Here is a 24,081-nt window from a genome sequence, read left to right on the forward strand (position 1 = left end):
CGAGGAGTTCTCAGCCGCTGACCGGGGCCGCGGACCCGTGCAGCTTGCGCAGCTCGGGTTTGACGACCTTGCCGCCCGCATTGCGCGGCAGGGCATCGACCACGACCAGTGCCTTGGGATGCTTGTAGCGGGCCAGGTGTGCGTTGAGGTGGGATTCCAGGTCGGCGAGGCCGATTTCCTGGTCGTCCTCGACCGCGACGACCGCGACGGGCACCTCGCCCCACTTCTCGTCGGCCCGGCCGATCACCGCGGCCTCGCGGATCCGGGGATGGGCGAACAGCACGTTCTCCACCTCGGCGCAGTAGATGTTCTCGCCGCCGGAGATGATCATGTCCTTCTTGCGGTCGACGACGTAGACGAAGCCTTCCTCGTCGGCGCGCACCAGGTCACCGGAGTGGAACCAGCCCCCGGCGAACGCGTCGGCGGTGGCGCGCGGATTGTTCCAGTACTCGCGCATGAGAGTCGGTCCGCGATAGACGATCTCGCCGATCTCGCCCGGCGCGACATCATTGCCCTCGTCGTCGACGATGCGGGTGGCGATGGTGGGAATCGGCTTGCCGACCGAACCCAGTTTGCGGATCGCGTCCTCGCCGTCGAGCACACAGGTGATCGGTGACATCTCGGTCTGCCCGAACACGGCCACATTCAGCGCGTTCGGGAAGGTCTCGGCCATCGCGCGCAGCACGGTGTCGGAGGCGGGGGCGGCGCCCCAGCTGATCACCCGCAGTCGCAGATCACGCTGGGCCACCGTGGGATCGGCGCACACGATCTGCCACTGCGCCGGAACCAGGAACACCGAGGTGGCGCGTTCGGCTTCCCACGCGTCGAGGACCTCGGTGGCGTCGAAGGCCTTGAGCGGGTGGATCACCGTCAACGAACCGAGCACGAAACAGGAAGCGACACTGCCCAATCCGGCGATGTGGAACAGCGGCGAGGCGCAGAAGGCGATGTCGTCGGGGCCATAGCGCATGGCCCGGATACAGGTCAGGGCCTGGGCCTGCATGTTGAGATGGGTCAGCACCGCGCCCTTGGGGTTGCCGGTGGTGCCCGAGGTGTACATGATCAGCGCGGCCGAATCCTCGGGCACATCGCGCGGTTCGTGCGGGGCGCCGTCCTCGGCGAGCAGATCCTCGTAGCCGAGCGCGCCGTCACCGGTCGGTACCCCGACCACGATCCGGGTACGCAGCGTCTCGGTGGCCGCCGACACCGCGGCGGCCAGTGGCGCGAGTACCGCGTCGGTGATGATCACCGCGCTGCCGCTGTCGTTCACCTGGTAGACGAGTTCGGGCGGGGTGAGCCGGAAGTTCACCGGCACCGCGATGGCGCCGAGGGTGTTGATCGCGAACACCGTTTCGATGTACTCGGTGTTGTTGAGCATCAGGATCATCACCCGGTCACCGGGTGCGACGCCGCGGCGGGCGAGCGCGTCGGCCAGGCGCTGGACGCGAGTGTGCAACTCGCCCCAGGTGGTGGTCTTGCCGAGAAAGCGCAGCGCGGGCCCGTCCGGGTTCGTGGTGGCGTGCAGGGCGATCTGGTTCATCCAGTGATTGCGGCGCGAGCGCACCGGTTCTACGGCAGTGGTCATGGGGTCGTCTCCTCGGGGGCGTGGACTAGGCCGGGTCGGCGATCGGAGTGGGCGCACCGGCGAATCGCGGTGGGCGGCGGGTCAGCATGGCGGTCATGCCCTCGAGGAAGTCGGCCGAGACGAGCAGCTCGGACTGGCCGGTCTTCTCCCTGGCCAGCGCGGCGTCGAGCTCGGCCAGGGTCGCGGCATTGAGCGCGGCCTTGGTCAGCTGCAGCGCCCGACGCGGCCCGGCGGCCAGTTTGGCGGCGACCGCCTCGACCTCGGCATCGAGTTCGTAGGTGGGCAGGCTGCGGGTGATCAGGCCGGCCGCGGCCGCCTCGGGCGCGAGCAGCCGGGCACCGAGCAAGGCCAGTTCGGCGGCCTTTGCCCGGCCCATGGCGGCGGCGACCATCGCGGTCGCGCCACCGTCGGGCATCAGGCCGATGGAGGTGAACGGCAACAGCAGGTAGGCGGACTCGGCGGCGTAGACCAGATCGGCGGCCAGCGCGATCGAGGCGCCGACCCCGGCGGCGGGGCCGTTGACCCGGGCGATGACCGGCAGCGGGGAATCGACGATGGCGCGGATCAGCGCGTTGGCGCTGTCCATCACCCGCTCCGGGGACGCCTCGTTGCCGCCCGCGGCGGCCGCGGCGGCCAGGTCGGCGCCGGTGCAGAACGCCTTGCCCGCGCCGGTCAGCACGATCACCCGCACCTCGGGGCGGTGCTGGGCGTCGACGATCAGCGCGCCCAGTTCATCCATGGTGGCCAGGTCGATGGCGTTCATGCGCGCCTGGCGGTCGATCGTGATCCGCAGGGTCCCCTGGTGCTCTTCGATCTGGATGCTCGCGCTCATCGGGCCACCGCCCCGACGATCGCGCCCGCGAGCCGGCCTGCGATGAGATCCTCGGCTTCGCGCACCATCCGCCCGACCAACTCGGCGCAGGTGGGAATGTCGTGGATCAGGCCCTGACACTGACCGACGCTCCAGATGCCCGCGTCCAGATCGCCGTCCTCGTAGACCTTGCGGCCACGGGCACCGGCGACGAGCTCGCGCACGTCCTCGAAACTGCCACCGGCACGCTCGATCTCGACCACTTGGCGGCTCACGGCATTGTCGGCCACCCGGGCGGTGTTGTTCATGGTGCGGAAGATCAGCTTGGTGTCGAGCTCGGTGTTGGCGACGATCTGTTCCTTGACCACGTGCGCGATCGGCGACTCGACCGTGCACAGGAACCGGGTGCCCATGTTCACCCCGTCGGCGCCCAGTGCCATGGCCGCGACCAGCCCCTTGGCGTCGGCGATACCGCCCGAGGCGATCATCGGGATCTCCAGCTCGCGGGCCGCGGCGGGGATGAGCACCAGGCCCGGTGTGTCGTTCTCGCCGGGATGACCGGCGCATTCGAAGCCGTCGATGCTCACCCCGTCGACGCCGACCTGCTGCGCCTTGAGCGCGTGCTTGACACTGGTGCACTTGTGCAGCACCTTGATGCCCGCGTCCTTGAGGAAGGGCAGGTGGGTGGCCGGATTGCCGCCCGCGATCTCCACGATCGGCACCCTGCCATCGATGATGGCCTGGCGATACTCCGCGTAGGGCGGCGGCGTGATGGACGGCAGGATGGTCAGATTCACCCCGAACGGCTTGTCGGTGAGATCCCTGGTACGGGCGATCTCCTCGCGCAAGGCCTGCGGGGTGGGCTGGGTCAAGCCGGTGATGATGCCGAGCCCACCCGCCTCCGAGACCGCGGCCGCGAGTTCGGCCCGGCCGACCCACATCATTCCGCCCTGCACGATCGGATGCTCGACACCGAAGGCCTCGGTGAATCGGGTGCGCAGCATCGCGCTCTCCCTCCGGATTCGACGCTTCCCCACAGTGGTGCCGAGCGGTGACAGCTCTTTGCAACCGAAGAGAATCGTGATTAACTTAACGAGAATTATGATGAACTTAACGGTGGCCGACGCGACCTGTCAATAGGTCGCGCGGCGCGCTGGAACCCGTAGGCGCCCTACCCGTCCTGTGCGGTGCGAGGGCGCCGTCGAGCTATCTGAAGGATGGTCGAGAATGACCGAAACCCCCACGACCGCATCCATTTCTGCGACGATGGTGAGCACTGTGAACCCGGCGACGGGGGAACCGGTCGGCACCTGGGCCGTCGATGACGCCGCGAGCGTCGCCACGGCCGTCGGGCGGGCTCGTGCCGCCGCGCAGACGTGGAGTGAACTCGGGTTCACCGAGCGGAAGCGGGCACTTCTACGCTGGGCTGCTGGCATCGTCAATAACATCGATGAGTTCTGCGAGTTGATCAAGGCCGAGAACGGCAAGCCGCTCGAGGACGCCTACCTCGAGGTGATCACCGCCGTCGAGCACCTGAACTGGGCCGCGGACAACGCGCCCAAGGTGCTGAAGCCGAAGAAGGTCTTCCCCGGCCTGATGATGGCCAACCACGAGGCGGTGATCGAACAGCGGCCGCACGGTGTGGTGGGCGTGATCGGCCCGTGGAACTACCCGGTGTACACGCCGAACGGGTCCATCGCCTACGCGCTGGCCGCGGGCAACACGGTCGTGTTCAAGCCGAGCGAGCTGACCATCGGGGTCGGGCACTGGTTCGCCGATGCCTTCACCAAGGCCAATCCCGCGCTGCCCCAAGGCATTCTGAGCGTCGTCAGCGGTGACGGCGAGACCGGGCGCGCGCTGGTGGAGTCCGATGTCGACATGATCGCCTTCACCGGTTCGACGGCCACCGGCAAGAAGATCATGGCCGCGGCCGCGCAGCGCCTGACCCCGGTGGTCCTCGAATGCGGCGGCAAGGACGCGGCCATCATCGCCGAGGACGCCGATGTCGCCGCGGCGGCGGACGCGGTCGTCTGGTCGGCGATCGCCAACTCCGGTCAGACCTGTGTGGGTACCGAACGCTGCTACGTGGTGAACTCGGTGCTCGACGAGTTCGTCGCCGAGGTGACCAAGCGGGTCACCGAGCTGACGCCCGGTTCGGGCCCCGATGCCGCCTACGGTCCGATGACGCTGCCCGCCCAGGTCGACGTGGTCTGCAGCCATGTCGAGGATGCCCTGGACAAGGGCGCGAAGGCGGTCTTCGGTGGCCGCGAGTCCATCCAGGCACCGTTCGTGGGCCCGATCGTGCTGCTCGATGTCCCCGAGGACTCGCTGGCCGTCGCGGAGGAGACCTTCGGCCCCACCCTCACCATTCGTGGGGTGCGCGATGTCGAGGAGGCGATCCGGCTGTCCAACGCCTCGCGGTACGGCCTGGCCTCGACGGTGTTCTCCCGCAAGCGCGGGATGGAGATCGCCCGGCAGCTGCGGGTCGGCGCCACCTCGGTGAACAGCCCGGCCGCCTACGCCGCGATCCCGGCGCTGCCTTTCGGCGGGGTGGGGGAGTCCGGCATCGGCCGCATCCACGGCGCCGCGGGCCTGCTCGGCTTCACCAGGCCGCATTCGATCGCGCGGCAGCGTTTCGTCATCCCCGGCATGGCGTTGCTGTCGTTTTCCCGCACCGCGTCCACCATGTCGCTCGTGCGCAAGCTCACCGCCCGCCGCTTCGGGCGCGCGAAGTAAGTCAGTACATCCACCGACCACAGAAAGCAGAGGGACACACTCATGGGCGTCCAATTCAGCCCGGAACAGCGGGATTTCGCCGCGGCGGTCGCCGCGTTCGCCAAGCGCGAGGCCGGGACGCGGGAGAAGCGCGACGCGCTCACCGACCACGACGCCGAGCAGCACAACGCGGGGGTCTACGCCAAGATGGCCGAGCTCGGCTGGCTCGGCCTGACCGTGCCCGAGGAGTACGGGGGTTCGGACGCCTCGATGGTCGACATGTGCATCCTGCTCGAGGAGAGCCTGCGCGGCCTGCTGCCGATCGGCGCCATCGGCCCGACGCTGATCACCGGTGGCGCCTACGCCAAGTTCGGTACCGAGGCGCAGAAGGACGCGGTGCTGCGCGGGATCGTTCGTGGTGCGTCGCAGTCGATCTCGATGTCGGAGCCGGAGGCGGGCTCCGACGTCGCCAACATCACCACCCGCGCGGAGAAGACCACCGACGGCTGGCTGATCAACGGTCAGAAGACCTGGTGCTCGAACGCCCACATCTCCGAGAACATCCTGCTGGTCGCGCGCACCGATCGCAGCGGCGGCAAACACGAGGGACTCACCATGTTCCACGTGCCCGCCACGACCTCGGGCCTGAAGATCAGCCCGATCGAGCTGATGGGTAACCAGAAGGAAACCAACGACCTGTACTTCACCGACTGTGTGCTCCCCGAGGACGCGGTGGTCGGCGAGGTGGGCAACGGCTGGCGTCAGCTGATGACGGGCTTGAACTTCGAGCGGCTGATCCTGGCCGCGATGAGCCTGGGCGCGGCCGAGCGCGCGTTCGAGGACACCCTGCAGTTCATCAGCGAGCGCAAGCAGTTCGGCAGGCCGATCGGTTCCTTCCAGGCCCTGCGGCACCGCGTCGCCGATCTGGCCACCGAGATCGAGTGCACCAAGCTGCTGGTCTACAGCGTCGCCGCCGCGGTGGACGCCAACCCGGCCAAGACCTTCGCTCGCGAGGCATCGATGGCCAAGCTCAAGGCCACCGAGACCTCCAAGCAGGTGGCACTGGCCGGCATGCAGATGATGGGTGGCTACGGCTACGCCCGCGAGTTCGACATGGAAAAGCATGTCCGCGGCGCCCTGGTGTCGACCATCTTCGGTGGTACCAGCGAGATCCAGCGCGACATCATCGGCAAGACCTTCGGCCTCTGACCAGGAGGGGAGTGGGCGCCCGGCCGGAGCTCCGGCCGGGCGCCCACCGGGAACGTGATTTCGGGGGCCGCGAGGGCGCGCTGGGTGGCCGCCGCGATCTGGTGGCTGGGCGGGTTCGCGCTCAGCTCGGGGGCGAGACCGTCGACAGCGGCCGCCCGAGCAGGATGGTCTCGAGCAACTGGGTCACGGTGTCCTCGGGGCAGATTCCGTCGTCGCCGAAGGCGCGACCGAGATCGACCACCAGGCTGAAGGCGGCGTGCACCAGGATCCTGGCTTCGCCCATCGACAGTTCCGGCCGGGCCGCGACGACCAGCTTGGCCCACTCGGCGATGATCAGTTGCTGCAGATGCCGCAAGGTCACCTGATCGGCGTGATCGACGTGGCTGAACTCCGCGTAGTACACGAACGTCAGCGCGCGTTCGTCGAACGAGCCGGCGACATAGAGCCCGATGAGGGTCGCCAGCGCGTCGGCCGGGGTGTCGGCCGCGACGATCGCGGGCGCGATCGCCGCCGACACCCGATCGGCCGCGCGGCGGAAGGCGGCCACCAGCAAGTCGCTCTTGCTGCGGTAGTAGCGGTACACCGCCGAGGCAGCCGACAGCTCCGCGGCGATGGCGATGTCTTCCACGCTGACGTTCGGATAGCCCCGCTCGTGGAACAGTTCCACCGCTTTGCGCAGCAGCAGGTCGTGCTTGAACGGCTGATGGCGCTGTTTGTTCCGGTCCGACCGGGTCGCGGTGCCCGGGCGATCGAGATCGGCGTCGATCAGCGTCCAGCTCGTCGCGGTGAGCAGTGCGGACAGGGCCTTCACCGGCACCGTCGCATGGTGATCGCCGATGCTGCTGACCACGGCGAAGATCGAGACCGCCCGGATCGCGCGATCGCGGCGGCTCAGTTCGGGGCGAACCTCGCCGAGGAGGGTGCGCAGCGCGGCGATGGCCCCGGTGAACTGCGCGTTGAGCTCGTCGAAATCGGCGGGCTCCAGGTAGCGGCGTTCCCAGCGCACCAGCGCCACCGTCGGCCGATTGGCGATGGTGTGGCTGATGATCGCGTCGAGGACGTGGTCCACACGCTGACGTGGCGTCCAATCGGCGGCCTCGGCGGGTAGCGTGGTGGCACTGAGCGCGAGCCCGGACAGCCGCAGCAATTCCTCCCGGAACAGCGCGTACTTGCTCGGAAAGTGGCGGTAGAGGGCGGTGGAGCTGATATCGAGCCGACGGGCGATATCGTCCATGCTGACGCCGTGGTAGCCGTGCGCGCCGAACGCGGCCGCTGATTCCGCCGCGATCTGGGCACGGCGGTTCTTCGGCCTGCGCCGGACCGTGCGGGCCGGTGTGTCCGAGGGTGCTTCGTCTGCCTGCTTACTCGTTGTCTTGCCCTTTGTTCCTCGCGGTAGCGCGCGTTCGGCGATGATCTTGCCCGTCATGTTATCGCCTGACCTGGTAGGCCCGTCGCACCGGTTTGGGCTGCCGTACCGTGGGTCAGCTCGGGAGCGGCCGGCCGAGCGCGACCGCGTGCAGGAGCCGGATCACCCGGTCCGGCGGGCAGATTCCGTCATCGCCGAAGGTCCGTCCGAGATCGACCACCAGACTGAACGAGGCGTGGACGAGGATTCTGGCCTCGCCGAGCGACAGCTCCGGTCTGGCCTCGGTCACGAGGGTGGCCCATTCGGTGACGATCACCTGCTGCAGGTGGCGCAGGGTCACCTGGTCGGCCCGGTCCACATGGCTGAACTCGGCGTAGTAGACGAAGGTCAGCGCGCGTTCGTCGAAGGACCCGGTGACATAGAGGTCGATCAGCGTTTCCAGCGCCTCGGCGGGGGTGTTCGCGGCGCTCACCGCGGGCGTGATCGCCCCGGACACCCGGTCGGCCGCGCGCCGGAACGCCGCGGCGAGCAGGTCGCTCTTGCTGCGGTAGTAGCGGTACACCGCCGAGGCGGCCGACAGGTCCGAGGCCACCGCGATGTCTTCCACGCTGACGTTCGGATAGCCGTGTTCATGGAACAGTTCCACCGCCTTGCGGAGCAACAACTCGTGCTTGAACGGCGGTAGCCGCTCGCCGGCCCCGCGGATCGGCGCCGCGTCACGTTCGCCGGACAGATCCGCGTCGATCATCGCCCAGACGGTCGCTTTGAGCAGTGGGGCAAGCGCCTTCACCGACATGGTGACGTGGTGGTCACCGATGCTGCTGATCACCGCGAACAACGACACGGCGCGGACCACTCGGTCGTAGCCGTCGAGCTCGGGACGCACGTGCCGGATCATCGCGCGCACCGTGGCGATCGCGGTCGTGAACTGGTCGGTGAACTCCACGAAGTCGACGGGCTCGAGGTAGCGACGCTCCCACCGGGCCAGCGCGACCGTGGGACGGTTGGTGATGGTCAGCACGATGACCGCGTCGAGCACGTGATCGAGGCGCTGACGTGGCGACCACTCGACCGCGGCCTCGGGCAGTTCCACCGCGCGCACCGCCAGCCCCGACAACCGCAGCAGCTCCTCCCGGAACAGCGCGTACTTACTGGGAAAATGCCGATAGAGCGCGGTGGAGCTGATGTCGAGCCGACGCGCGATCTCGTCCATGCTGACGCCGTGGTAGCCGTGGGCGCCGAACGCGGCGGCTGATTCGGCCGCGATCTGGGCACGGCGGTTCTTCGGCCTGCGTCGCACCTGGCGCGGCGGCGCGGCGGAAGAGGCTGGGTCGATCACTGGGCGGGCACCGCCGGTAGCGGGGAGTTCACCTTCTCGACCAGCCAGCGGCCGTCGTCGTTGCGCAGGCTCAGCACCATCGACAGCTGGCTGGGCTTGGCCTGATGTTCGGTGCCGAGGCTCGAGATGGTCGTCCCGATCACCACGATCGCCTCGGCCGAGGCCTCGTCGCCGCTGCGCAGCGCGCACTGGGTGTCGGTGGACTTGGAGACGACCTCGCCCTGGGTGAGAGCATCGCGCAGTTCGGTACTGGTCGATTCGAACTGCTTCTTCCAGTCGCCGGTCGCGCCGTCGAGCACCGCCGCGAAGTAGGGATCGAGGCTCTTGCTGTCGTAGTCGGCCAGTACCGGGCCGTAGTGGCAGGCGGCTTCGCGGGCCTGCTGCTGCGCCGCGAGCAGATCCTTGGTGTCCTTGTTCTCGACGAACAGGTACACCGAGGTGGCCACCGAGGCGCCGAGCACGATCGCGGCGGCGCAGCGCAGGCCGAGGGTCTTGCGATCCATCGCCCACCACTTGGCCTTGGCCGAGACCTTCGCGGTGGCTTCGGGTGTCTCGGATGCTGTTGAGCTGGTGGGTGTTTCGTCGCTGCTCATGATTCTTCGGACTCCTTCATCGGGGTGCGGGCACCGCGGGCTGGGACAGTTCGTCGCCGGTCACCCCGGGCGGCGGTCCCGCACCGTTGTCGGGGCCGGCGGGTCGCGGGGCGTTGGCCGAGCCGCGGACCTGCAGCGCGGGATTGTCGGTGACGCAGTAGTTGTAGAGCCGCACCCTGGTGTCGGTCGTCGGGGTGGTCGGCACGATCGGAACGGTGTCGTAGTCGCAGGTCGGTCGCGGCCAGGGATCGACGAGGGTGAAGAAGGCGTTGTCGTGGGCCGGGACGCCGACCGCCTCGGCGAAACGGCTCAGGCTGGGGAACAGCAGCTCGATGGCGGGCTGACGCAGTTTCGCCGCGCGCGTGATCGCGACGAAGTTCGTCACCAGGTCGGTGATCGGATCGTGCGTGCGGGAGATGAACCCGCCGAGGGTGGACAGCTGGCCGGGCCCGTACTCGAGCAGGTGCCGCAGCTCCGCGTCGGCGGCGGTGAACTGCTGGAACAAGGCGCTGCCCGCATTGGTGATGGTGCCGAGGTCGGGCTGGGCATGCGAAGTCGTCTCGGCGATGACCTGGAGATTGCGCAGCAGGTGCTCGGTCTGCGGGAGCAGATCGGTGAGCCCGGACATCGCGCGGCTGAGCCCGGAGATCATGTTGCGCAAACCGTCCGGCCCGCCGGACAACGCCTTGTCGAGCTCGTCGACGATGACGTTGAGCCGTTCGGGGTTCATGCCGCCGACCAGCCCCGCCATATTGCCCAGCACCGAGTACACCTGAACGGGCACCGCGGTGTCGGCCCGGGAGACGACGGCACCGTGACCCAGGTACGGCCCGGTGTCGGTGTCGGGGCGGAAGTCCAGATACTGCTCACCGGCCGCCGACAGGCGGGCGACGGCGACCGTGCCGCCGACCGGAATCATCGTGCCCTCCTCGATCTCGGCCACCGCGGCGATACCCTCGCCCGCCACGCGCACGTCCTCGACTCGGCCGACTCGGACTCCACGGAACGTCACGTCACTGCCCGCGGTGAGTCCGCCCGAGGTCTCCAGTTCGACGGTGACGGCAAACGGTGAGCTGGTCGGGTCGATCCGCAGGATCGCGCCGCCCAGGTACAAGCTGCCCAGCACCATGACGACGACGAGGCCGACGTTGGCCACCGCGACGCGCTGGCGAACCAGCCACTGCCACAACGGAGAATTCATCGGGGGCCCTCCTGCGATGGCTGCTGCGGTGTGCTGTTGAGGCGGCCGGTCACCTTGGCGATCACGTCGGCGAGACTGCCGACGAAAGCAGGGATGTCGGTGCCGTCGGGCCAGCGGCTGCCTGCCGGATCGGTGACCGCGCCGACGTCGAGGTAGGACACGATCGCCCCGACCGAGAGGTTGGGTCCGCGCATGCTGTCCATCACCGAGGGATAGATCTGGTGGAAGCCCTCGAGCGCGCCGGCCAGGTCATCGTCCATCTGCACGAATCCGGACATCAGATTCTGGATACTCTGGAACAGACTGACGAACTGTGGTCCGTTCGTCGCGCTGAAGTCGCCGAGCGCGTCCATGGTCACCGCGACCTTGTTGATCAGGTCGACGATGGCCTGGTTGTTCTCGGCGAACAGCCCGATCAGCTCCGGGAAACTGTCCGCCGCGGCGCCGAGTTCGGCTTTGCGGCTCGCCAATTCGCCGGTCAGCACCGACAGGCCGGACAGCGTCGCGTCGAGGTCGCCGGTGCGTGCGTTGAGCGCGGCGATGACCGCGGTCATCTCACCGATCAGGTGCTGGAGCTGAGGCGCCTTGCCGGCGAAGATGGAGTCGAGTTCGGCGGTGACCCTGGCCGCCTGGTTCAGGCCGCCGCCGTTGATCAGCATCGAGACCGACATCATCAGCTGCTCGACCGAGGCGGCCGAGGCGGTGTGCTCGGGTCCGATGGTCGAGCCCGCGCGCAGCGGCGGCCCGGCCTCCTCGGCGCTGGGCAGGGTCACCGCCACGAAGATGTCGCCCAGCGGGGTCGCCTGGCGGAGTTCGACGGTGGTGCCTTCGGGCAGTTGGATGTCGGTGCGGATCAGCATCTCGACATCGGCCAGGAACGAGGTGGTCGAAATGCCGGTGACCACACCGATATCGGTGCCGCCGATCTTGACATGCGCGCGATCGGGCAGGTTGAGCGCGTCCCGGAAGGTGGCGTGCAAGGTGTAGCCGGGTCCGCCGATGCCGGGTTCGGGCATCGGCAGCTCGGCCACGGTCATCGAGCAACCGCTGGCGGTGACGGCGACGGCGCACAAGGCCGCGGTCAGCGTGGTGCGAAGAGTCATCGCGTCAGTCCCAACAGCGCGGCGGTGAGCCCGAAGTCCGGGCCCATGTCGGAGATCTTGCCGGTGCGGCACCCGTCGAGGCGCATCTGCACCCGCTCACAGAACGTCGCGATCACCTCGCTGTCGAGCACGATCTTGTCGAGCAGACCGTGCAGGCGCAGGGCCTGGTGCTCGCGGCTGATCGCGTTGTCGAAGTTCTCGAACATCAGGGGCCCGACATCGATGATCTCGGTGAGATTGCGGGCGTTGGCCCGCATCTGGGCGGCGATCGCGACGAACTTGGTGAGCGCGCCCGCGAGTTGATCCTGGTTCTCGCCGACCACCGAGGAGGTGTTGGTGATGAAGTCGTCGAGCTGGGTCAGCACCGCCTGCAGCCCGGGGGACTGCTGACCGAACAGCGCCACCAGTTCGGTGATGCGCCCGCTGAAATCCCGGACCGTCTGGTCGTTCTCGGCGATGATCTGCGTGATCTCACCGAGTTCGATGATGGTGTTGGCGATCTGGTCCTTGTTGGCGAAGGTGACCTCGAAGGCCGCCGACAGCTCGTCGAGCGTTTCGCGCAGCCGGTCGCCGTTGCCGTCGAGCAGCGGGAACAGCACCCGGCTCGCCATCGGACCGTCTTCGCTGTTGCCCTTCAGCGCCTCGCCGAGCTGGTCGAAGTTGGCCAGGATCCGGTCCAGCTCGACCGGTGTCCTGGTCCGGGCCAGCGGGATGTGCGCCCCGTCGGCGAGTTCGGGTCCCGACCCGGTGTAGGCCGGGGCGAGTTCGACGTGGCGGTTGGTGATCAGCTGCGGGGAGATCAGTGCCGCCATCGCGTCGGCGGGGATGCGCACGTCGCGATCGACCGACATCACCACCTCGACGAAACTGCCGCGCGGTGTCACCGAGTCGACGACACCGACCGGCACCCCGAGGATGGCGACCTCGTTGCCCGGGTACAGGCCCGCCACGCTCTCGAAGTCGGCGCTGATGCGCTTCTGCTCGCTCAGCATCCGGTCGCCGAGGCCGGTCACGCTGTCGGGCAGCAGGGCGCAGCCCGACGCGAGCAGTGCGGCAAGGCAGACCGCCGCCAGCTTGCCCGCGCGTGTGGTACTCGTGCTCATCAGTTGCACCCCTGTACGGCCTGCGCGAAGCACAGCCAGTTGTCCGGCAGGATCCATGGCGCCCAGATCTCCCCGTACGGACCGTTGCCCAGCAGATTGTTGAACTGGCGCAGCGTGACCGGGGCGATCTCGTAGATCCGGTCCAGGTTCTCCTTGTTCTTGGTCAACCCGTCGGACATGGTGTTGAGATCGGCGATCAGCGGTCCGAGCTCACCGTTGTTCTCGATACCCATGTCCTGCAGCAGCTTCGACATCTCGGCGACATTGTCGAGCAGCTGGGTGAGCAGCGTCTGGCGCTGCTGGACGGCCGCACCGATCGCCTCGCCTCTGGTCAGCAGTACCAGCACGCTGTTGCGGTTGTCCGAGACCAGCTGGGAGACTTGGTCCATGCTCTTCAACAGGATGTCGACCTCGTCGCGCCTGCTGTTGATCACTTGGGCGAGCGCGCCGATGCTGTCGAGGGCCTGTACCGCCATGGCGGGCGAATCGCCGAGCTGGGCGCTGAACACATCGAGCGCGGTGCGCAGCTTGTCCGGGTCGATGCGTTCGATCCGCTCGAACGAGGAGGTATAGGTCGGGTCCTGGATCACCTTGCTCAGGTTGTACGGCACCGAGGTGTTGTCGATGCCGATCCGATTATCGGGCAGTCCTTTTCCGTCACCGGGGACCAGCTCGATGTGCAGGCGGCCGAGGATGGTCGACATCTTGATCGCCGCGCGCGCGTCGGCGCCGAGCCGGATGTCGTGGCGGATACGCAGCGCCACATCGACCCGGTCGTCGACCAGTTTCACCGACTGCACCGCACCGACCTCGATTCCGGAGATGTCGACGGTCGCGCCCGGTCGCAGGCCGGCGGCCTGGGCGAACTCGGCGTGAATGGTGATGTCGCCGAGCCGGACCTGCGTCAGCAGGCTCGACGCGCCGAGCAGTGCCAGCACCGTGGCAGCCGCGAGCAGTCCGAGCCTCAGGTGCCGGTTGGTGCGCAGGAATTCTGGGATACGGGGGCTGATCATCGGCACACCCCCGACTGCGCGTCGCCGCCGACCTGTGAGAACAGGCCCTCGGGCAGGGCAACGCCCCACAGCGACACGTCGAGGCGACAGATGTAGGCGTTGCCGTAGGTGCCGTACTGGGTGAACCGGGCGACGCCGTTGAGGAAGTCGGGGAACTCCACGGCCATCCGATCGAGTGCCGCGCCGTTGTAGAGCAGCATCATCACCGCCGTGGTGGCGTTGCTTTGCGCGCTCGCCATACCGGGTTTGACCGCTCCGATGAGCGAGACCAGCGAGTCCGTCGCACCGGCCACCCGTTCGACCGAACTCTTCAACGATTCTCCTTCGACGTAGAGCCCGTCCATCAGGCTGCGGGTCTGGGTGATCAGGGTTTCCAGTTCGCCGCTGCGGTTGGCCAGACCGGCCAGCACCGAGCTGAGGTTGCTCAGCACGTCGCCGAGGATCTGATCGCGCTCACCGAAGGTGCTGGCCAGCTGCGCGGCCTGGGTGATCAGCGCCGACAGCGACACCTCGTTGCCCTGCAGCGCCTGGATCAGCGTCTCCGACAGCGAGTTGATCTGATCGGGCTGCAGCACGCTGAACAGCGGCTCGAACCCCGACAGCAGCGAGGAGACATCGAACGACGGCTCGGTCCGGTCGAGCGGAATCCGCGAACCAGGCGGGATCACCGATCCCGCATCGGTACCGGGTGCGAGCGCGAGATAGCGCTGACCGATCAGATTCTGGTAGCGCACCAGGGCCTTGGTGGAATCGGTCAGCTGTTGGCGCGCCTCGATCTGGAAATCGACCTGCGCGGCGTAGTCGTCGGTGAAATCGATCTTGTCGATCCGGCCGACCCGTACCCCCGCCATCCGGACGTCGTCGCCGACGCGCAGTCCGAGGACATCGGTGAACACTGCCGAATAGCTCGAGGTCTGGCCGGGGACACTGCGCTGCAGGGTCGACCAGATCGTGTAGGTGAGCACCGTCGCCAGCACGACGAAGAAGCTGAATCCGATGAGCGCTTTGGTGGATTTCACTGTTGGACACCACCTTCTGTGTCAGGGACGACGGGAACGGTGCCCAGGATCGACCCGAGCAGCAGCAGCTGACTGAACGTCGGCGTACCGCCGACCAGTGCCGACACCGCGGCGATGCCGGTGAGTCCGGGCTGTGCCGCCGGGGCGGCGGCGGGCGCGGGATCGATGGCCGCGGCCGGTGCGGTGATCCCCGGAATGGCGGGTAGCCCCGGGATCGGCGGCAGGCCGGGAATCGTCGGCATGGTGAAGCTGGGCAGCGGGGGCAGTTCGGGCAGCGTCAGGGTCGGTGCCACCGGTGCGGGCCCGGCGGAGGCGAGCCACTGGGGCACCATCGAGGCCGGATACTCCTGTGGTGGCGCGACGTCGGGCACGGTCGGGCCACCACAGCGAGGACCGGTCATCTCGCCGTAGCGCGGGCAGTCCTGTGCGGTGTACTGCTGGAACGGCGTGAATGTCACGTTCATCCGCCAGGTCATCTGCTTGCGCGGGCCGAAGTTGAACACCTGCTGCAGTTTCCGCAACGATTCGTTGAGGTTGGCCGCCGTGGACTGCAGCGCACCGGGGTCTCGGGCGATGCCGCCGAACAGGTCGTCCAGGCCCGCGACGAGCTCCTTGCCCGAATTCGGGTTCGCGGCGAAGAGCACGTTCACCGAGTCCACCGTCGCGTTGCCCTGGACGAGCAGCTCGATCAGCTGGGTGCGGTGCTCGTTGAGCGTGCGCGCCGAGGTGACCGAATCGGCGAGCACGCCGACCAGTTCCGGCGCCGACTGACTCAGCGCGGTCGCCGCGCGGCCGAGATCGCCGAGCAGGTCGCCGATCTCGGGAATCTGGTGCACGGTGGTGAGCCAGGTGTCGAGCCGCTCGATGGTCGACCCGGGGACGCGGGCACTCGGGTCGAGCGCCGCCGACAGGGTGGCCAGCACCCGGCCGAGCTTTTCCGGCTGGATGGTGGACAGCACATCGCGCAGGGTGTTGAGGGTGGACTGCAGCTGGATCGTCGCCTCGCTGGTGTCCTCGGCGATGACAACGCCCGCGCGCAGAGTCGAGGCCGCGGCGCCGTTGTCGACCAGCTGGATGGAGGAGACACCGAAGATGTTGTCGGGCACGACGCGGGCAGTCACCGTGTCCGGGATGGTCTCGGCCAGACCGGGTTTCAGTTCGAAGGTGGCGTACTGGCGTTCGCCTTTGGCCACCATCTCCACCGAACCGACCGCGCCGACGACCATGCCGCGAAACTTCACATCGGCACGCTGCGGTAGCCCGTCGCCGGTGCTGGTCAGATCGGCGCCGACCACCACGGTGTCCTCGAACTCCCCGTTGTAGCGGAGTGCGAGCAGAAACAGCGCGACCGCGAACGCGGTGATGACCGCCAGCCCCGCGAGCGTGAGCTGCAGGGGTTTGGGGCCGCGGCCGCTGAGATCGAGAATCATTCGATCGACCTATCCCGAGATCCGGAATCCGGGGTCGATGCCCCAGATAGCAAGGGTGAGAAAAAGATTGGCGAAGACCATGACGACGATGACCATCTTGATCGCGCGTCCGGCCGCCACCCCGACGCCTTCGGGTCCACCGGTGGCCACGAAGCCGTAGTAGCACTGGATGAACGCGGCGATCAGGACGAACACCACCACTTTGAACAGTGAGAAGAACACGTCACCACCGACCAGGAACTGGAAGAAGTAGTGGTCGTAGGTGCCCGCGGTGGTCCCGCCGAGGAAAAGCACCGACAGCTTGGTCGCCACATAGGCCACCGCCAGTCCCAGGGTGTAGAGCGGGATGATGGTGATGGTGGCCGCGATCATCCGGGTGGTGACCAGGTAGGGCAGTGGCCGGATGGCGATGGATTCCAGGGCGTCGATCTCCTCGGAGATCCGCATCGAGCCGAGCTGGGCGGTGAACCGGCAGCCGGACTGGATGGCGAAGGCGAGCGTGCCCAGGATCGGCGCGATCTCCCTGGTGGTGGCGAAGCCGGAGATGGCACCGGTCAGCGGTCCCATGGTGAGCAGGTTCAGCGCTGTGTACGACTCGACGCCCACGGTGATGCCGCCGAAGGCGCACAGTACGACCACCACGCCCACCGTGCCGCCGCCGACGATCAGCGAGCCGTTACCCCAGCCGACGTCGGCGACCAGCCGGGCGACTTCCTTGCGGTAGTGGCGCAGGGTGAACGGGATGGCGATCAGCGCCTGGAAGAACACGATGGCCTGGTGGCCGATGCGCTGGTTGGCGTGGACCGGAACCTTGGCCGCGGTGGTGATCACCCGGACCGGGCGCAACGTGGGCGGGATGTACTCGGCGGCCATCTCAGACCACCTTCGAGGGGAAGAAGCTGTTGTAGAGCTGGGTGACGATGATGTTGGTGGCGAACAGCATCAGCGCCGAGGTGACCACCGCCGAGTTGACCGAGTTGGCCACGCCGCCGGGGCCGCCCTTGGTGTGCAGGCCGATGTCGCAGGCGATGATCGCGGTGAGCAAACCGAAGATCGCCGCCTTGAACAGCGCGACCAGCAGGTCGTTGGCCACGGCGAAGGAGGCGAACGAGCTGATGAACGAACCGGGCGTGCCGCTCTGGGCGTAGACGTTGAACAGGTACGCGGTGGCGAAGCCGACGAACACGATGAATCCGCACAGCAGCATGCTGACCAGGACCGCCGCCGCCAAGCGCGGGGCGACCAGCCGGCGCACCGGATCCACGCCCATCACCTTCATCGCGTCGATCTCCTCGCGAATGGTGCGCGAACCGAGGTCGGCGCAGATGGCCGAGCCGACCGCGCCCGCGATCATCAGCGAGGTGACCAGCGGCGCGCCCTGGCGGATGATGCCGAGCCCGGCGACCGCGCCGATGAAGGTGGTGGCGCCGACCTGGTTGACCAGCGCCCCGACCTGGATCGAGACCACCACCGCGACCGGGATGGCGACGAAGACGGTCGGCAGGGCCGAGACGTTGGCCATGAACGCGCACTGCTTGACGAACTCCTGGAACGGGAATCGCCGTCGCACCAGCGACAGGAACAGCTGGGCGATCGCGGCCCTGCCCAGCAGGACCTGCCTGCCCAGTGTCTCGATCGACTGCTGGGGATGTCGTCGCCAGAGCCCGGTGGCACTGTCGATGATCCGTCCGACCTCGGACGGTTCGGTGGCCGGTTGCGGCGTCACGCTGCACCGATCCTTTCTTGCTGCGGGGGTGGGCTCGGTGGCTAGAGCGTGCTCAGCCAGTGGTGGAGCAGGGCGACCAGTCCGGCGACGGCGGCCAGACCGAGGGCGAGCACGCAGAGAACAGCGAGCCACATACCGAGTCGGAGCACCGGATTGACCTGTGTGCGCCCGCCGAGGATCTTGACGATGATCACCACGAGATCGATGACCCAGACCAGTGCCATCATCAGGTCATCGTCACGTTCGCGAAGATGAGCACGGGCCAGCACACGATCGACCCGAGGAACGAGACGACCAGGTCGACACCGTGGAGATCGCCGAGATGGCTCGTGTGGGTGAGTGACCAGACAACCCCGACGAGGCCGTAGGGGATGCCGATGATGACGAGGGTGCCGAGAAACTCCGACACCTTCATCTCGTAGCTGAGAAACCTGTCCAGCCGTCGCAGCATGGCGCTACCGATGTTCCTTCCTGCGGGGACCGTGCCAGTGCGGGGCGGTGATGGCCGACAGCGCTGACGGTCGCATGATGTTGCTGTGCGTTCTTGGGGAAGGGCGCTTGACGTCCGTCGATCCTCCCCGTGTTCTCGGGACTACTCTGAGATGCTTGCGGTGATCCGCGGTCAGCACCTCGGCTAAGTTACTACTAATTCTCGGGTTTGTGACGAGAATTACCGGTAACATAGCTCATGTATCGGAGATTGCCTACCGGCTGCCGTGGGAAATGTCGCCAAGGTTGTCGTTCGCGAGAATCATGAGTAACTTGTTGCCGAAGTCGCCGAGGGTCGGCGACTGCGCAGGAGGAACAATGTCCGCAGTCATCGTCGATGTGGTTCGCACGCCCTCGGGCCGGGGCAAAGCCGGCGGCGGACTGTCGTCCGTGCATCCGGCCACCCTGCTGGCCGGGGTGCTGACCGAGCTGGTCGCGCGCACCGGGATCGATCCGGCCCTCGTCGACGACGTGATCGGCGGCTGTGTCACCCAGAGCGGCGAGCAGGCCAACAACATCTCCCGCACCGCGGTGCTGGCCGCGGGTTTCCCCGAATCGGTGCCCGCCACAACGGTCGACCGCCAGTGCGGATCGAGCCAGCAGGCCGTGCATTTCGCGGCCCAAGGTGTGCTCGCCGGCGCCTATGACATCGCGATCGCCTGCGGCGTCGAGTCGATGAGCCGAGCGCCGATGTTCTCCAACACCCAGGGCAAGGATTCCCTGCGCGGTCCGCTCGCCGCGCGCTACCCGGACGGTCTGATCGGACAGGGCATCGCCGCGGAGATCCTGGCCGCCCGCTGGAAGCTGGACCGCGCGACCCTCGACGAGTTCGCCGCGCGCTCACACCGGCTCGCCGCCGCCACCGCCGCGGCGGGTGGCTTCGACGCCGAGCTCGTCGCCGCCGGTGAGCTCACCGCCGACGAGACGATCCGGACCGGAACCACCGTGGAAACCCTGGCGGGATTGCGCCCCGCGTTCACCGACCCGGCGATGCGGGAACGCTTTTCGGAGATCGACTGGTCGGTGACCGCGGGCAACTCCTCGCCCCTGACCGACGGTGCCTCGGCCGCGCTGATCATGAGCGAGGCGATGGCGGCGAAGCTGGGGCTCACCCCGCGTGCCCGCTTCCACTCCTTCGCCGTCCTGGGCGACGACCCGACGCTCATGCTGACCGCGGTGATCCCGGCGACCCGCAAGGCGCTCGAGCGCGTCGCGCTGACCATCGATGACATCGACACCTTCGAGGTGAACGAGGCATTCGCGCCCGTGCCGCTGGTCTGGCAGCAGGAACTCGGCGCCGATCCGGACCGGGTGAACCCGCGGGGCGGTGCGATCGCGCTCGGGCATCCGCTCGGCGCTTCGGGCACGCGCCTGCTCGCCACGATGGTCAACCACCTCGAGCAGACCGGCGGTCGGTACGGGCTGCAGACCATGTGCGAGGCCGGCGGGCTGGCCAACGCCACCATCATCGAGCGGCTCTGACGCGCAGCGCGTCGGCCTTTCCCGGAACTCTGGAGTGAACATGCAGCATCAGACCCCAGCTGTGGAAACATCGGCCCCGTCGCGCGATCGTCGGCGCTACATGGCAGGGCCCGCGGCATTTCTCGGCGGGCCCGCCAATGTGATCATGCAGCTGAGCCTGGCGCCGGTCGGTCGCGGTGTCGTGGAAAGCACCGTGACCAGTGGGCGTTTCGATCTGCGCCCGCGCAAGCGGGGCCGCACCACGGTGACCTATCTGGCGGTGGCGATGCTGGGCACGGAGGAGGACCGGGCCGCGTTTCGCGCCGCCACCAACACCTCGCACCGGCATGTGCGTTCGGGCCCCGGCAGCCCGGTGCCGTACAACGCCTTCGATCCGCGACTCCAACTGTGGGTCGCGGCCTGTCTCTACCGGGGCACGATCGACTCGCTGACTCTTCTGTTCGGGCCGGTGGACGAGGAGTTCGCCGACGAGGTGTACTCCGAATCAGCCAGATTCGGCACCACCTTGCAGATGCCGGAGCGACTCTGGCCGCCCGATCGCGCCGCCTTCGCCGAGTACTGGGATTCGACACTGCGTGAGCTCTCCGTGGACGACGAGGTGCGGGACTATCTGCTGAGTCAGGTGGTCGACATGGGCCCGTATCGTCCCTGGGAACGGCGGCTCTTCCGCCGGGTGAACAGGTTCTTCACGACCGGCTTTCTGCCACAACACTTTCGAGACGAGCTCGGACTGCCGTGGAGTGCTCGCAAGCAGCGGGCGTTCGAGCTCACGATGCGTGCCATCGGCCGCGTCCTGTCGGTGGCTCCCCAGTCCTGGCGGTTGTACCCCTTCGAGTCGTACTTGCGTGACATGCGCCGACGCCGGGATCAGGGCAAGCCCTTGGTGTGACGGCCGTGCCCGGCTCGATCTCACTGACCGCCGTCGCGTGATTGCCGGAAGGTTCGCAGCAGGAGTTCGCGCACCGCCGCCGATTTCACCTTCCCGGTGGCGCCGCGTGGCAGTGCGTCGACGCCGAGGAGTACCTCGGGCACCTTGTGGGCCGCGATCGCGGCGCGCAGGTGCGTGCGTAGCCGGGTCATGTCGACGACGCCGGTGGTTTCGACCGCCGCGGCGACACACGGTCGGCCGCTGGGCGTGGTGATCTGGACGACATGACAGTCCGCCACGCCGTCGAAGGACAGAATTGGGTCGCGGACGGAGTCCACGCTGAACTTGCGCCCACCGATCTCGAGGGTCGGGTGCGCCCGCCCGCTCAAGGTCACCTGGCCCTCGATCACGGTGCCGGTGTCGGAGGTGACATAGCTGCCGTCCGAGGCCACCGAGCGTTCGAATTCCCCCGGATAGTTCAGGTATTTCGTTCCCATCGACCGGGTGCGTACCTGCAGTACCGGTATTCCGTCGGCCCGAGGGCGGCTCGTCACCGAGACACCGGGCAACAGGCGGCCATGGCTGCCGCCTGCCGTGGGTGTCCGGTGGAAGGTGATCGGTCCGGTCTCGGCGATTCCGTAGTAGTCCGACACCGGACCCGACAGCGCCACCATGCGCGCGGCGGTCCGCGCCGACAGCGGCGCGGCCGAGGACAGGCGGAGCCGAATCGCCGCCAGGGCTGCGCGCGTCGGCGCGGAAATACTCTCGGCCGGGTACTCGGTCACCCGGTTGTACGCCTCGGGGAAGGCGACCAGGATCGTCGGCTCGGTGCTGGTGATCTGGCGCAAAATGCTGCCCGCTGACGGCAGTCCCGTCGCCAGGATCACCTGCGCTCCGGTGAGCAGATTCGGGATCAGGGTCGTGTTGAACGCCAGTCCGTTGTACAGGCCCGCGAAGCAGAGGCTGCGGTCGTCCGGGGTCAGTTCACTCGCCTCGGCCCAGGTCGTCGCCGCGGCGAGCACGGCCTCGGCGCGGAATTCGATACAGGCGGGCGAGCGCGTCGATCCGGAGGTCAACCGGCACAGTTCGGTGTCGGGTGCGAGGACGGGACGCGGACCCTCGGCGCCGGTGACACGCGCCCAGGATCGGTTGTCGATCTGAACTCCTCCGGTGTCGTCGGCGGCGATGACGGCGTCGATTCCGCAACCGGTGATGAGGGTGTCGATCTCGGCGGTGGTCAGGCTCGGATCGGCGAGCACGGGCACATCGCCGCGCGACAACACCGCGAGCAGGCTCGAGACATAGCCGAGATGATTGGGCATCGCCAGCAGCACCCGCGCGCCGCGGGGCGCGATCCGATCCAGCAGGACGGCCTTCGCGGTGCTGTCGATGAGGACATCACGGTATGTGCGTGCCGCCCGGGTCGTGGTGATCCGCCCGTCCGGGCGCGCACGCAGCGCCGTGGCCAGGGCTTCGTAGAGGCGCACAGCTAGCGCGCCACGTCGAGCTCGGTTGCGCACGGCCGGCGTCCCGCGTGGTCGAGAACCTGGTTTTCGTACGTCATGTGGCCCCTCCGAGCAGGTGATGGGATCTCTGCCAACGATCCTGGGCCCATCATCGTTCGGGCGCCCGCCGGAGTCAACTATACACAGAACGAACGGTAACTTATCTTGCCGAAGGAGCAGCTAAGGCGCCATTCAATAGCGCGTAAGCAGGCTGGTTCGTGTACTCAGGGGGTTTCCATGCTGAGAATGAACGGTAACTTAATGCTTGCGCTCCGGCTGTTGGTGTGAGAAGTTCTGTGGGTCATCGCATCGTGGGGGAGGAAGACATGCTTGACGCTGCGCAGCACGCAGCCCGCTCGCTGGCAGGGCAGGTGCGGGCGACAACCCTGCGATACACCGGCTCGGACGCTGAGCCGGATGCCCACCGCCGACACCGCGCGGTGAGTGAGCTGCTCGGCACCGGTCTGATCGACCTCGTCATCGAGCCCTCGGCCGTCGACGATCCGACGCGCCTGTTCTGCACGGCGCTGGAGACGATCGCGCTCCACTCCGTAGAGCTGGCCGAAGCCGTTCAGGTGCAGGCCTTTTCGGTGCGCACCATCCGACGCCACGCCACTGCGGCGCTGTGGGCGGAACTGGGCGAGGGCTTGCGCTCGGGTGCCGTGCCGATCGCCAACTGCCTCAGCGAACCCGCGGCCGGGTCCGATCTGTCGGCCATCGAGCTCGCGGCCACCCGTGACGGCCCCTGCTTTCGGCTGAGCGGCTACAAGGATTGGGCGGCCTACGCCTCGCAGGCAGGCGAACTGATCGTCTACGCGCGCACCAGTGCCGCCGGTCTCGGTGGGATCACCGCCTTCCTGGTGCCCGCCGACAGTCCGGGGGTCACCATTTCGCCCGCCGCCGAACAACTGCGCGGGTTGTCGATTCCGGTGTCCGACATAGCTTTCGACGACGTACTCGTGCCGGCCCACCGGGTTCTCGGCCGCCCGAATCGTGGTGTCAGAGTCGCCACCATCCTGCTCACCCAGGGGCGGCTCGGTCTTGCGGCCTGCGCACTCGGACTGGGGAACGCGGCATTCGAGCGGGCGCTGGAATTCGCGAGAACGCGGGTGCGATTCGGGCGTCCGATCATCGAACATCAGGGCATCGGATTCGCCCTCGCCGATATGGCGACCGGCCTGCAGGCCGGTCGCCAGCTGCTGCGCCACGCCTGCGAGGTGTTCGACCACGACCCCGACGGTGCTGTTCTGGCGTGCGCGCAGGCGAAGCTGTTCGCCACCGATACCGCCCAGCGGGTCACCGCCGACGCCGTCCAGATCCTGGGCGCCAGCGCCTACCTTCCCGATGAACCGGTCGAGACGTGGATGCGTCAGGCGTCGCTGCTGCAGATCCTGCAGGGCACCAACCAGATTCAACGCAGAACCATCGTGGCGCGGCTCGGCGGCTCCGCACGGCCGACCAGGAGCGACGCGGCTCCCGACCTGCCCACCACGCCATTCGAATGATCAGCACGGGAGGACAACC

At 67.8% G+C, this 24,081-nt stretch carries 22 protein-coding genes; 5 read left to right on the forward strand and 17 right to left on the reverse strand.

The features are described from left to right. Nucleotides 1–10: 10 nt before the first annotated feature. Genes fadD5 through BOX37_RS14920 form a run of 3 tightly spaced genes read right to left on the reverse strand, consistent with a single transcriptional unit; the run spans nucleotide 11 to nucleotide 3,400 of the window. The gene (gene fadD5, locus BOX37_RS14910) at nucleotides 11–1,585 is read right to left on the reverse strand and encodes a fatty-acid--CoA ligase FadD5 (protein WP_071928176.1); all 1,575 of its coding nucleotides are present in this window, start codon (nucleotides 1,583–1,585) and stop codon (nucleotides 11–13) included. Nucleotides 1,586–1,610: 25 nt separating this feature from the next. After that, nucleotides 1,611–2,417: an enoyl-CoA hydratase-related protein gene (locus BOX37_RS14915; protein WP_071928177.1), complete on the reverse strand. Its 807-nt coding sequence runs from the start codon at nucleotides 2,415–2,417 to the stop codon at nucleotides 1,611–1,613. Next, nucleotides 2,414–3,400, reverse strand: coding sequence for an NAD(P)H-dependent flavin oxidoreductase (locus tag BOX37_RS14920; RefSeq protein ID WP_206045834.1), 987 nt, complete (start codon nucleotides 3,398–3,400; stop codon nucleotides 2,414–2,416). The genes BOX37_RS14915 and BOX37_RS14920 overlap by 4 nt, the downstream gene beginning before the upstream one ends. Before the next feature lie 223 nt (nucleotides 3,401–3,623). Here BOX37_RS14920 and BOX37_RS14925 point away from each other — a divergent pair, with 223 nt between their 5' ends. Next, nucleotides 3,624–5,132, forward strand: a complete 1,509-nt coding sequence (locus tag BOX37_RS14925; RefSeq protein ID WP_240505351.1) for an aldehyde dehydrogenase family protein — start codon at nucleotides 3,624–3,626, stop codon at nucleotides 5,130–5,132. Nucleotides 5,133–5,174: 42 nt separating this feature from the next. Continuing rightward, a complete protein-coding gene (locus BOX37_RS14930; RefSeq protein ID WP_071928179.1) occupies nucleotides 5,175–6,320 on the forward strand; it encodes an acyl-CoA dehydrogenase family protein in 1,146 nt (381 codons plus the stop codon). A gap of 121 nt (nucleotides 6,321–6,441) precedes the next feature. Here the strand turns inward: BOX37_RS14930 and BOX37_RS14935 are convergent, their stop codons facing one another. Genes BOX37_RS14935 through BOX37_RS14995 form a run of 13 tightly spaced genes read right to left on the reverse strand, consistent with a single transcriptional unit; the run spans nucleotide 6,442 to nucleotide 18,664 of the window. After that, a complete protein-coding gene (locus tag BOX37_RS14935; protein WP_071928180.1) occupies nucleotides 6,442–7,746 on the reverse strand; it encodes a TetR/AcrR family transcriptional regulator in 1,305 nt (434 codons plus the stop codon). Between the two features lie 55 nt (nucleotides 7,747–7,801). Further along, on the reverse strand, nucleotides 7,802–9,025 hold the full coding sequence (locus tag BOX37_RS14940; protein WP_071928181.1) for a TetR/AcrR family transcriptional regulator: 1,224 nt from the start codon (nucleotides 9,023–9,025) through the stop codon (nucleotides 7,802–7,804). Next, on the reverse strand, nucleotides 9,022–9,618 hold the full coding sequence (locus BOX37_RS14945) for a hypothetical protein (protein ID WP_071928182.1): 597 nt from the start codon (nucleotides 9,616–9,618) through the stop codon (nucleotides 9,022–9,024). Before BOX37_RS14945 ends, BOX37_RS14940 begins: the two co-directional genes overlap by 4 nt. Nucleotides 9,619–9,634: 16 nt before the next feature. Continuing rightward, complete coding sequence (locus tag BOX37_RS14950) at nucleotides 9,635–10,819, reverse strand: MCE family protein (protein ID WP_071928183.1); 1,185 nt, start codon at nucleotides 10,817–10,819, stop codon at nucleotides 9,635–9,637. Beyond that, on the reverse strand, nucleotides 10,816–11,922 hold the full coding sequence (locus BOX37_RS14955; protein WP_071928184.1) for an MCE family protein: 1,107 nt from the start codon (nucleotides 11,920–11,922) through the stop codon (nucleotides 10,816–10,818). The genes BOX37_RS14950 and BOX37_RS14955 overlap by 4 nt, the downstream gene beginning before the upstream one ends. Beyond that, nucleotides 11,919–13,025 carry an MCE family protein gene (locus BOX37_RS14960; protein ID WP_071928185.1) on the reverse strand — a complete coding sequence of 369 codons (1,107 nt, stop codon included), beginning with the start codon at nucleotides 13,023–13,025 and terminating at the stop codon, nucleotides 11,919–11,921. Before BOX37_RS14960 ends, BOX37_RS14955 begins: the two co-directional genes overlap by 4 nt. After that, nucleotides 13,025–14,038 (reverse strand): MCE family protein, encoded by a 1,014-nt coding sequence (locus BOX37_RS14965; protein WP_071931516.1) that lies wholly within the window; start codon nucleotides 14,036–14,038, stop codon nucleotides 13,025–13,027. Before BOX37_RS14965 ends, BOX37_RS14960 begins: the two co-directional genes overlap by 1 nt. Then, entirely contained in the window at nucleotides 14,035–15,057 is a 1,023-nt protein-coding gene (locus tag BOX37_RS14970) for an MlaD family protein (protein ID WP_071928186.1), read from the reverse strand. Before BOX37_RS14970 ends, BOX37_RS14965 begins: the two co-directional genes overlap by 4 nt. Then, a complete protein-coding gene (locus BOX37_RS14975; protein WP_071928187.1) occupies nucleotides 15,054–16,487 on the reverse strand; it encodes an MlaD family protein in 1,434 nt (477 codons plus the stop codon). The genes BOX37_RS14970 and BOX37_RS14975 overlap by 4 nt, the downstream gene beginning before the upstream one ends. A 9-nt stretch (nucleotides 16,488–16,496) precedes the next feature. After that, nucleotides 16,497–17,360 carry an ABC transporter permease gene (locus tag BOX37_RS14980; RefSeq protein ID WP_071928188.1) on the reverse strand — a complete coding sequence of 288 codons (864 nt, stop codon included), beginning with the start codon at nucleotides 17,358–17,360 and terminating at the stop codon, nucleotides 16,497–16,499. Nucleotide 17,361: 1 nt separating this feature from the next. Further along, nucleotides 17,362–18,213 carry an MlaE family ABC transporter permease gene (locus tag BOX37_RS14985; protein ID WP_071928189.1) on the reverse strand — a complete coding sequence of 284 codons (852 nt, stop codon included), beginning with the start codon at nucleotides 18,211–18,213 and terminating at the stop codon, nucleotides 17,362–17,364. A gap of 41 nt (nucleotides 18,214–18,254) precedes the next feature. Further along, nucleotides 18,255–18,440, reverse strand: a complete 186-nt coding sequence (locus BOX37_RS14990) for a hypothetical protein (RefSeq protein ID WP_071928190.1) — start codon at nucleotides 18,438–18,440, stop codon at nucleotides 18,255–18,257. Next, the gene (locus BOX37_RS14995; RefSeq protein WP_071928191.1) at nucleotides 18,440–18,664 is read right to left on the reverse strand and encodes a hypothetical protein; all 225 of its coding nucleotides are present in this window, start codon (nucleotides 18,662–18,664) and stop codon (nucleotides 18,440–18,442) included. The genes BOX37_RS14990 and BOX37_RS14995 overlap by 1 nt, the downstream gene beginning before the upstream one ends. A gap of 356 nt (nucleotides 18,665–19,020) precedes the next feature. Here BOX37_RS14995 and BOX37_RS15000 point away from each other — a divergent pair, with 356 nt between their 5' ends. Both BOX37_RS15000 and BOX37_RS15005 read left to right on the forward strand, forming a co-directional pair. Next, on the forward strand, nucleotides 19,021–20,184 hold the full coding sequence (locus BOX37_RS15000) for a thiolase family protein (RefSeq protein WP_071928192.1): 1,164 nt from the start codon (nucleotides 19,021–19,023) through the stop codon (nucleotides 20,182–20,184). Between the two features lie 40 nt (nucleotides 20,185–20,224). Beyond that, complete coding sequence (locus BOX37_RS15005; protein WP_071931517.1) at nucleotides 20,225–21,073, forward strand: oxygenase MpaB family protein; 849 nt, start codon at nucleotides 20,225–20,227, stop codon at nucleotides 21,071–21,073. Between the two features lie 20 nt (nucleotides 21,074–21,093). Here the strand turns inward: BOX37_RS15005 and BOX37_RS15010 are convergent, their stop codons facing one another. Then, nucleotides 21,094–22,572 (reverse strand): class I adenylate-forming enzyme family protein, encoded by a 1,479-nt coding sequence (locus BOX37_RS15010; RefSeq protein ID WP_167659946.1) that lies wholly within the window; start codon nucleotides 22,570–22,572, stop codon nucleotides 21,094–21,096. Nucleotides 22,573–22,883: 311 nt separating this feature from the next. On the opposite strand from BOX37_RS15010, the gene BOX37_RS15015 reads away from it, so the two are divergent. Further along, nucleotides 22,884–24,062, forward strand: a complete 1,179-nt coding sequence (locus BOX37_RS15015; protein ID WP_071928194.1) for an acyl-CoA dehydrogenase family protein — start codon at nucleotides 22,884–22,886, stop codon at nucleotides 24,060–24,062. Nucleotides 24,063–24,081 lie beyond the last annotated feature (19 nt).

Source organism: Nocardia mangyaensis (assembly GCF_001886715.1).
GTDB classification, from domain to species: domain Bacteria; phylum Actinomycetota; class Actinomycetes; order Mycobacteriales; family Mycobacteriaceae; genus Nocardia; species Nocardia mangyaensis.

Bases quoted from the DNA above. Each gene is read 5' to 3' on its own strand.
- fadD5 (WP_071928176.1), bottom strand. From the start codon at position 1,585: ATGACCACTGCCGTAGAACCGGTGCGCTCGCGCCGCAATCACTGGATG.
- BOX37_RS15005 (WP_071931517.1), top strand. From the start codon at position 20,225: ATGCAGCATCAGACCCCAGCTGTGGAAACATCGGCCCCGTCGCGCGAT.
- BOX37_RS14995 (WP_071928191.1), bottom strand. From the start codon at position 18,664: ATGCTGCGACGGCTGGACAGGTTTCTCAGCTACGAGATGAAGGTGTCG.
- BOX37_RS15015 (WP_071928194.1), top strand. From the start codon at position 22,884: ATGCTTGACGCTGCGCAGCACGCAGCCCGCTCGCTGGCAGGGCAGGTG.
- BOX37_RS14935 (WP_071928180.1), bottom strand. From the start codon at position 7,746: ATGACGGGCAAGATCATCGCCGAACGCGCGCTACCGCGAGGAACAAAG.
- BOX37_RS14955 (WP_071928184.1), bottom strand. From the start codon at position 11,922: ATGACTCTTCGCACCACGCTGACCGCGGCCTTGTGCGCCGTCGCCGTC.
- BOX37_RS14945 (WP_071928182.1), bottom strand. From the start codon at position 9,618: ATGAGCAGCGACGAAACACCCACCAGCTCAACAGCATCCGAGACACCC.
- BOX37_RS14965 (WP_071931516.1), bottom strand. From the start codon at position 14,038: ATGATCAGCCCCCGTATCCCAGAATTCCTGCGCACCAACCGGCACCTG.
- BOX37_RS15000 (WP_071928192.1), top strand. From the start codon at position 19,021: ATGTCCGCAGTCATCGTCGATGTGGTTCGCACGCCCTCGGGCCGGGGC.
- BOX37_RS14975 (WP_071928187.1), bottom strand. From the start codon at position 16,487: ATGATTCTCGATCTCAGCGGCCGCGGCCCCAAACCCCTGCAGCTCACG.
- BOX37_RS14925 (WP_240505351.1), top strand. From the start codon at position 3,624: ATGACCGAAACCCCCACGACCGCATCCATTTCTGCGACGATGGTGAGC.
- BOX37_RS14960 (WP_071928185.1), bottom strand. From the start codon at position 13,025: ATGAGCACGAGTACCACACGCGCGGGCAAGCTGGCGGCGGTCTGCCTT.
- BOX37_RS14930 (WP_071928179.1), top strand. From the start codon at position 5,175: ATGGGCGTCCAATTCAGCCCGGAACAGCGGGATTTCGCCGCGGCGGTC.
- BOX37_RS14990 (WP_071928190.1), bottom strand. From the start codon at position 18,440: ATGATGGCACTGGTCTGGGTCATCGATCTCGTGGTGATCATCGTCAAG.
- BOX37_RS14915 (WP_071928177.1), bottom strand. From the start codon at position 2,417: ATGAGCGCGAGCATCCAGATCGAAGAGCACCAGGGGACCCTGCGGATC.
- BOX37_RS14920 (WP_206045834.1), bottom strand. From the start codon at position 3,400: ATGCTGCGCACCCGATTCACCGAGGCCTTCGGTGTCGAGCATCCGATC.
- BOX37_RS14950 (WP_071928183.1), bottom strand. From the start codon at position 10,819: ATGAATTCTCCGTTGTGGCAGTGGCTGGTTCGCCAGCGCGTCGCGGTG.
- BOX37_RS14980 (WP_071928188.1), bottom strand. From the start codon at position 17,360: ATGGCCGCCGAGTACATCCCGCCCACGTTGCGCCCGGTCCGGGTGATC.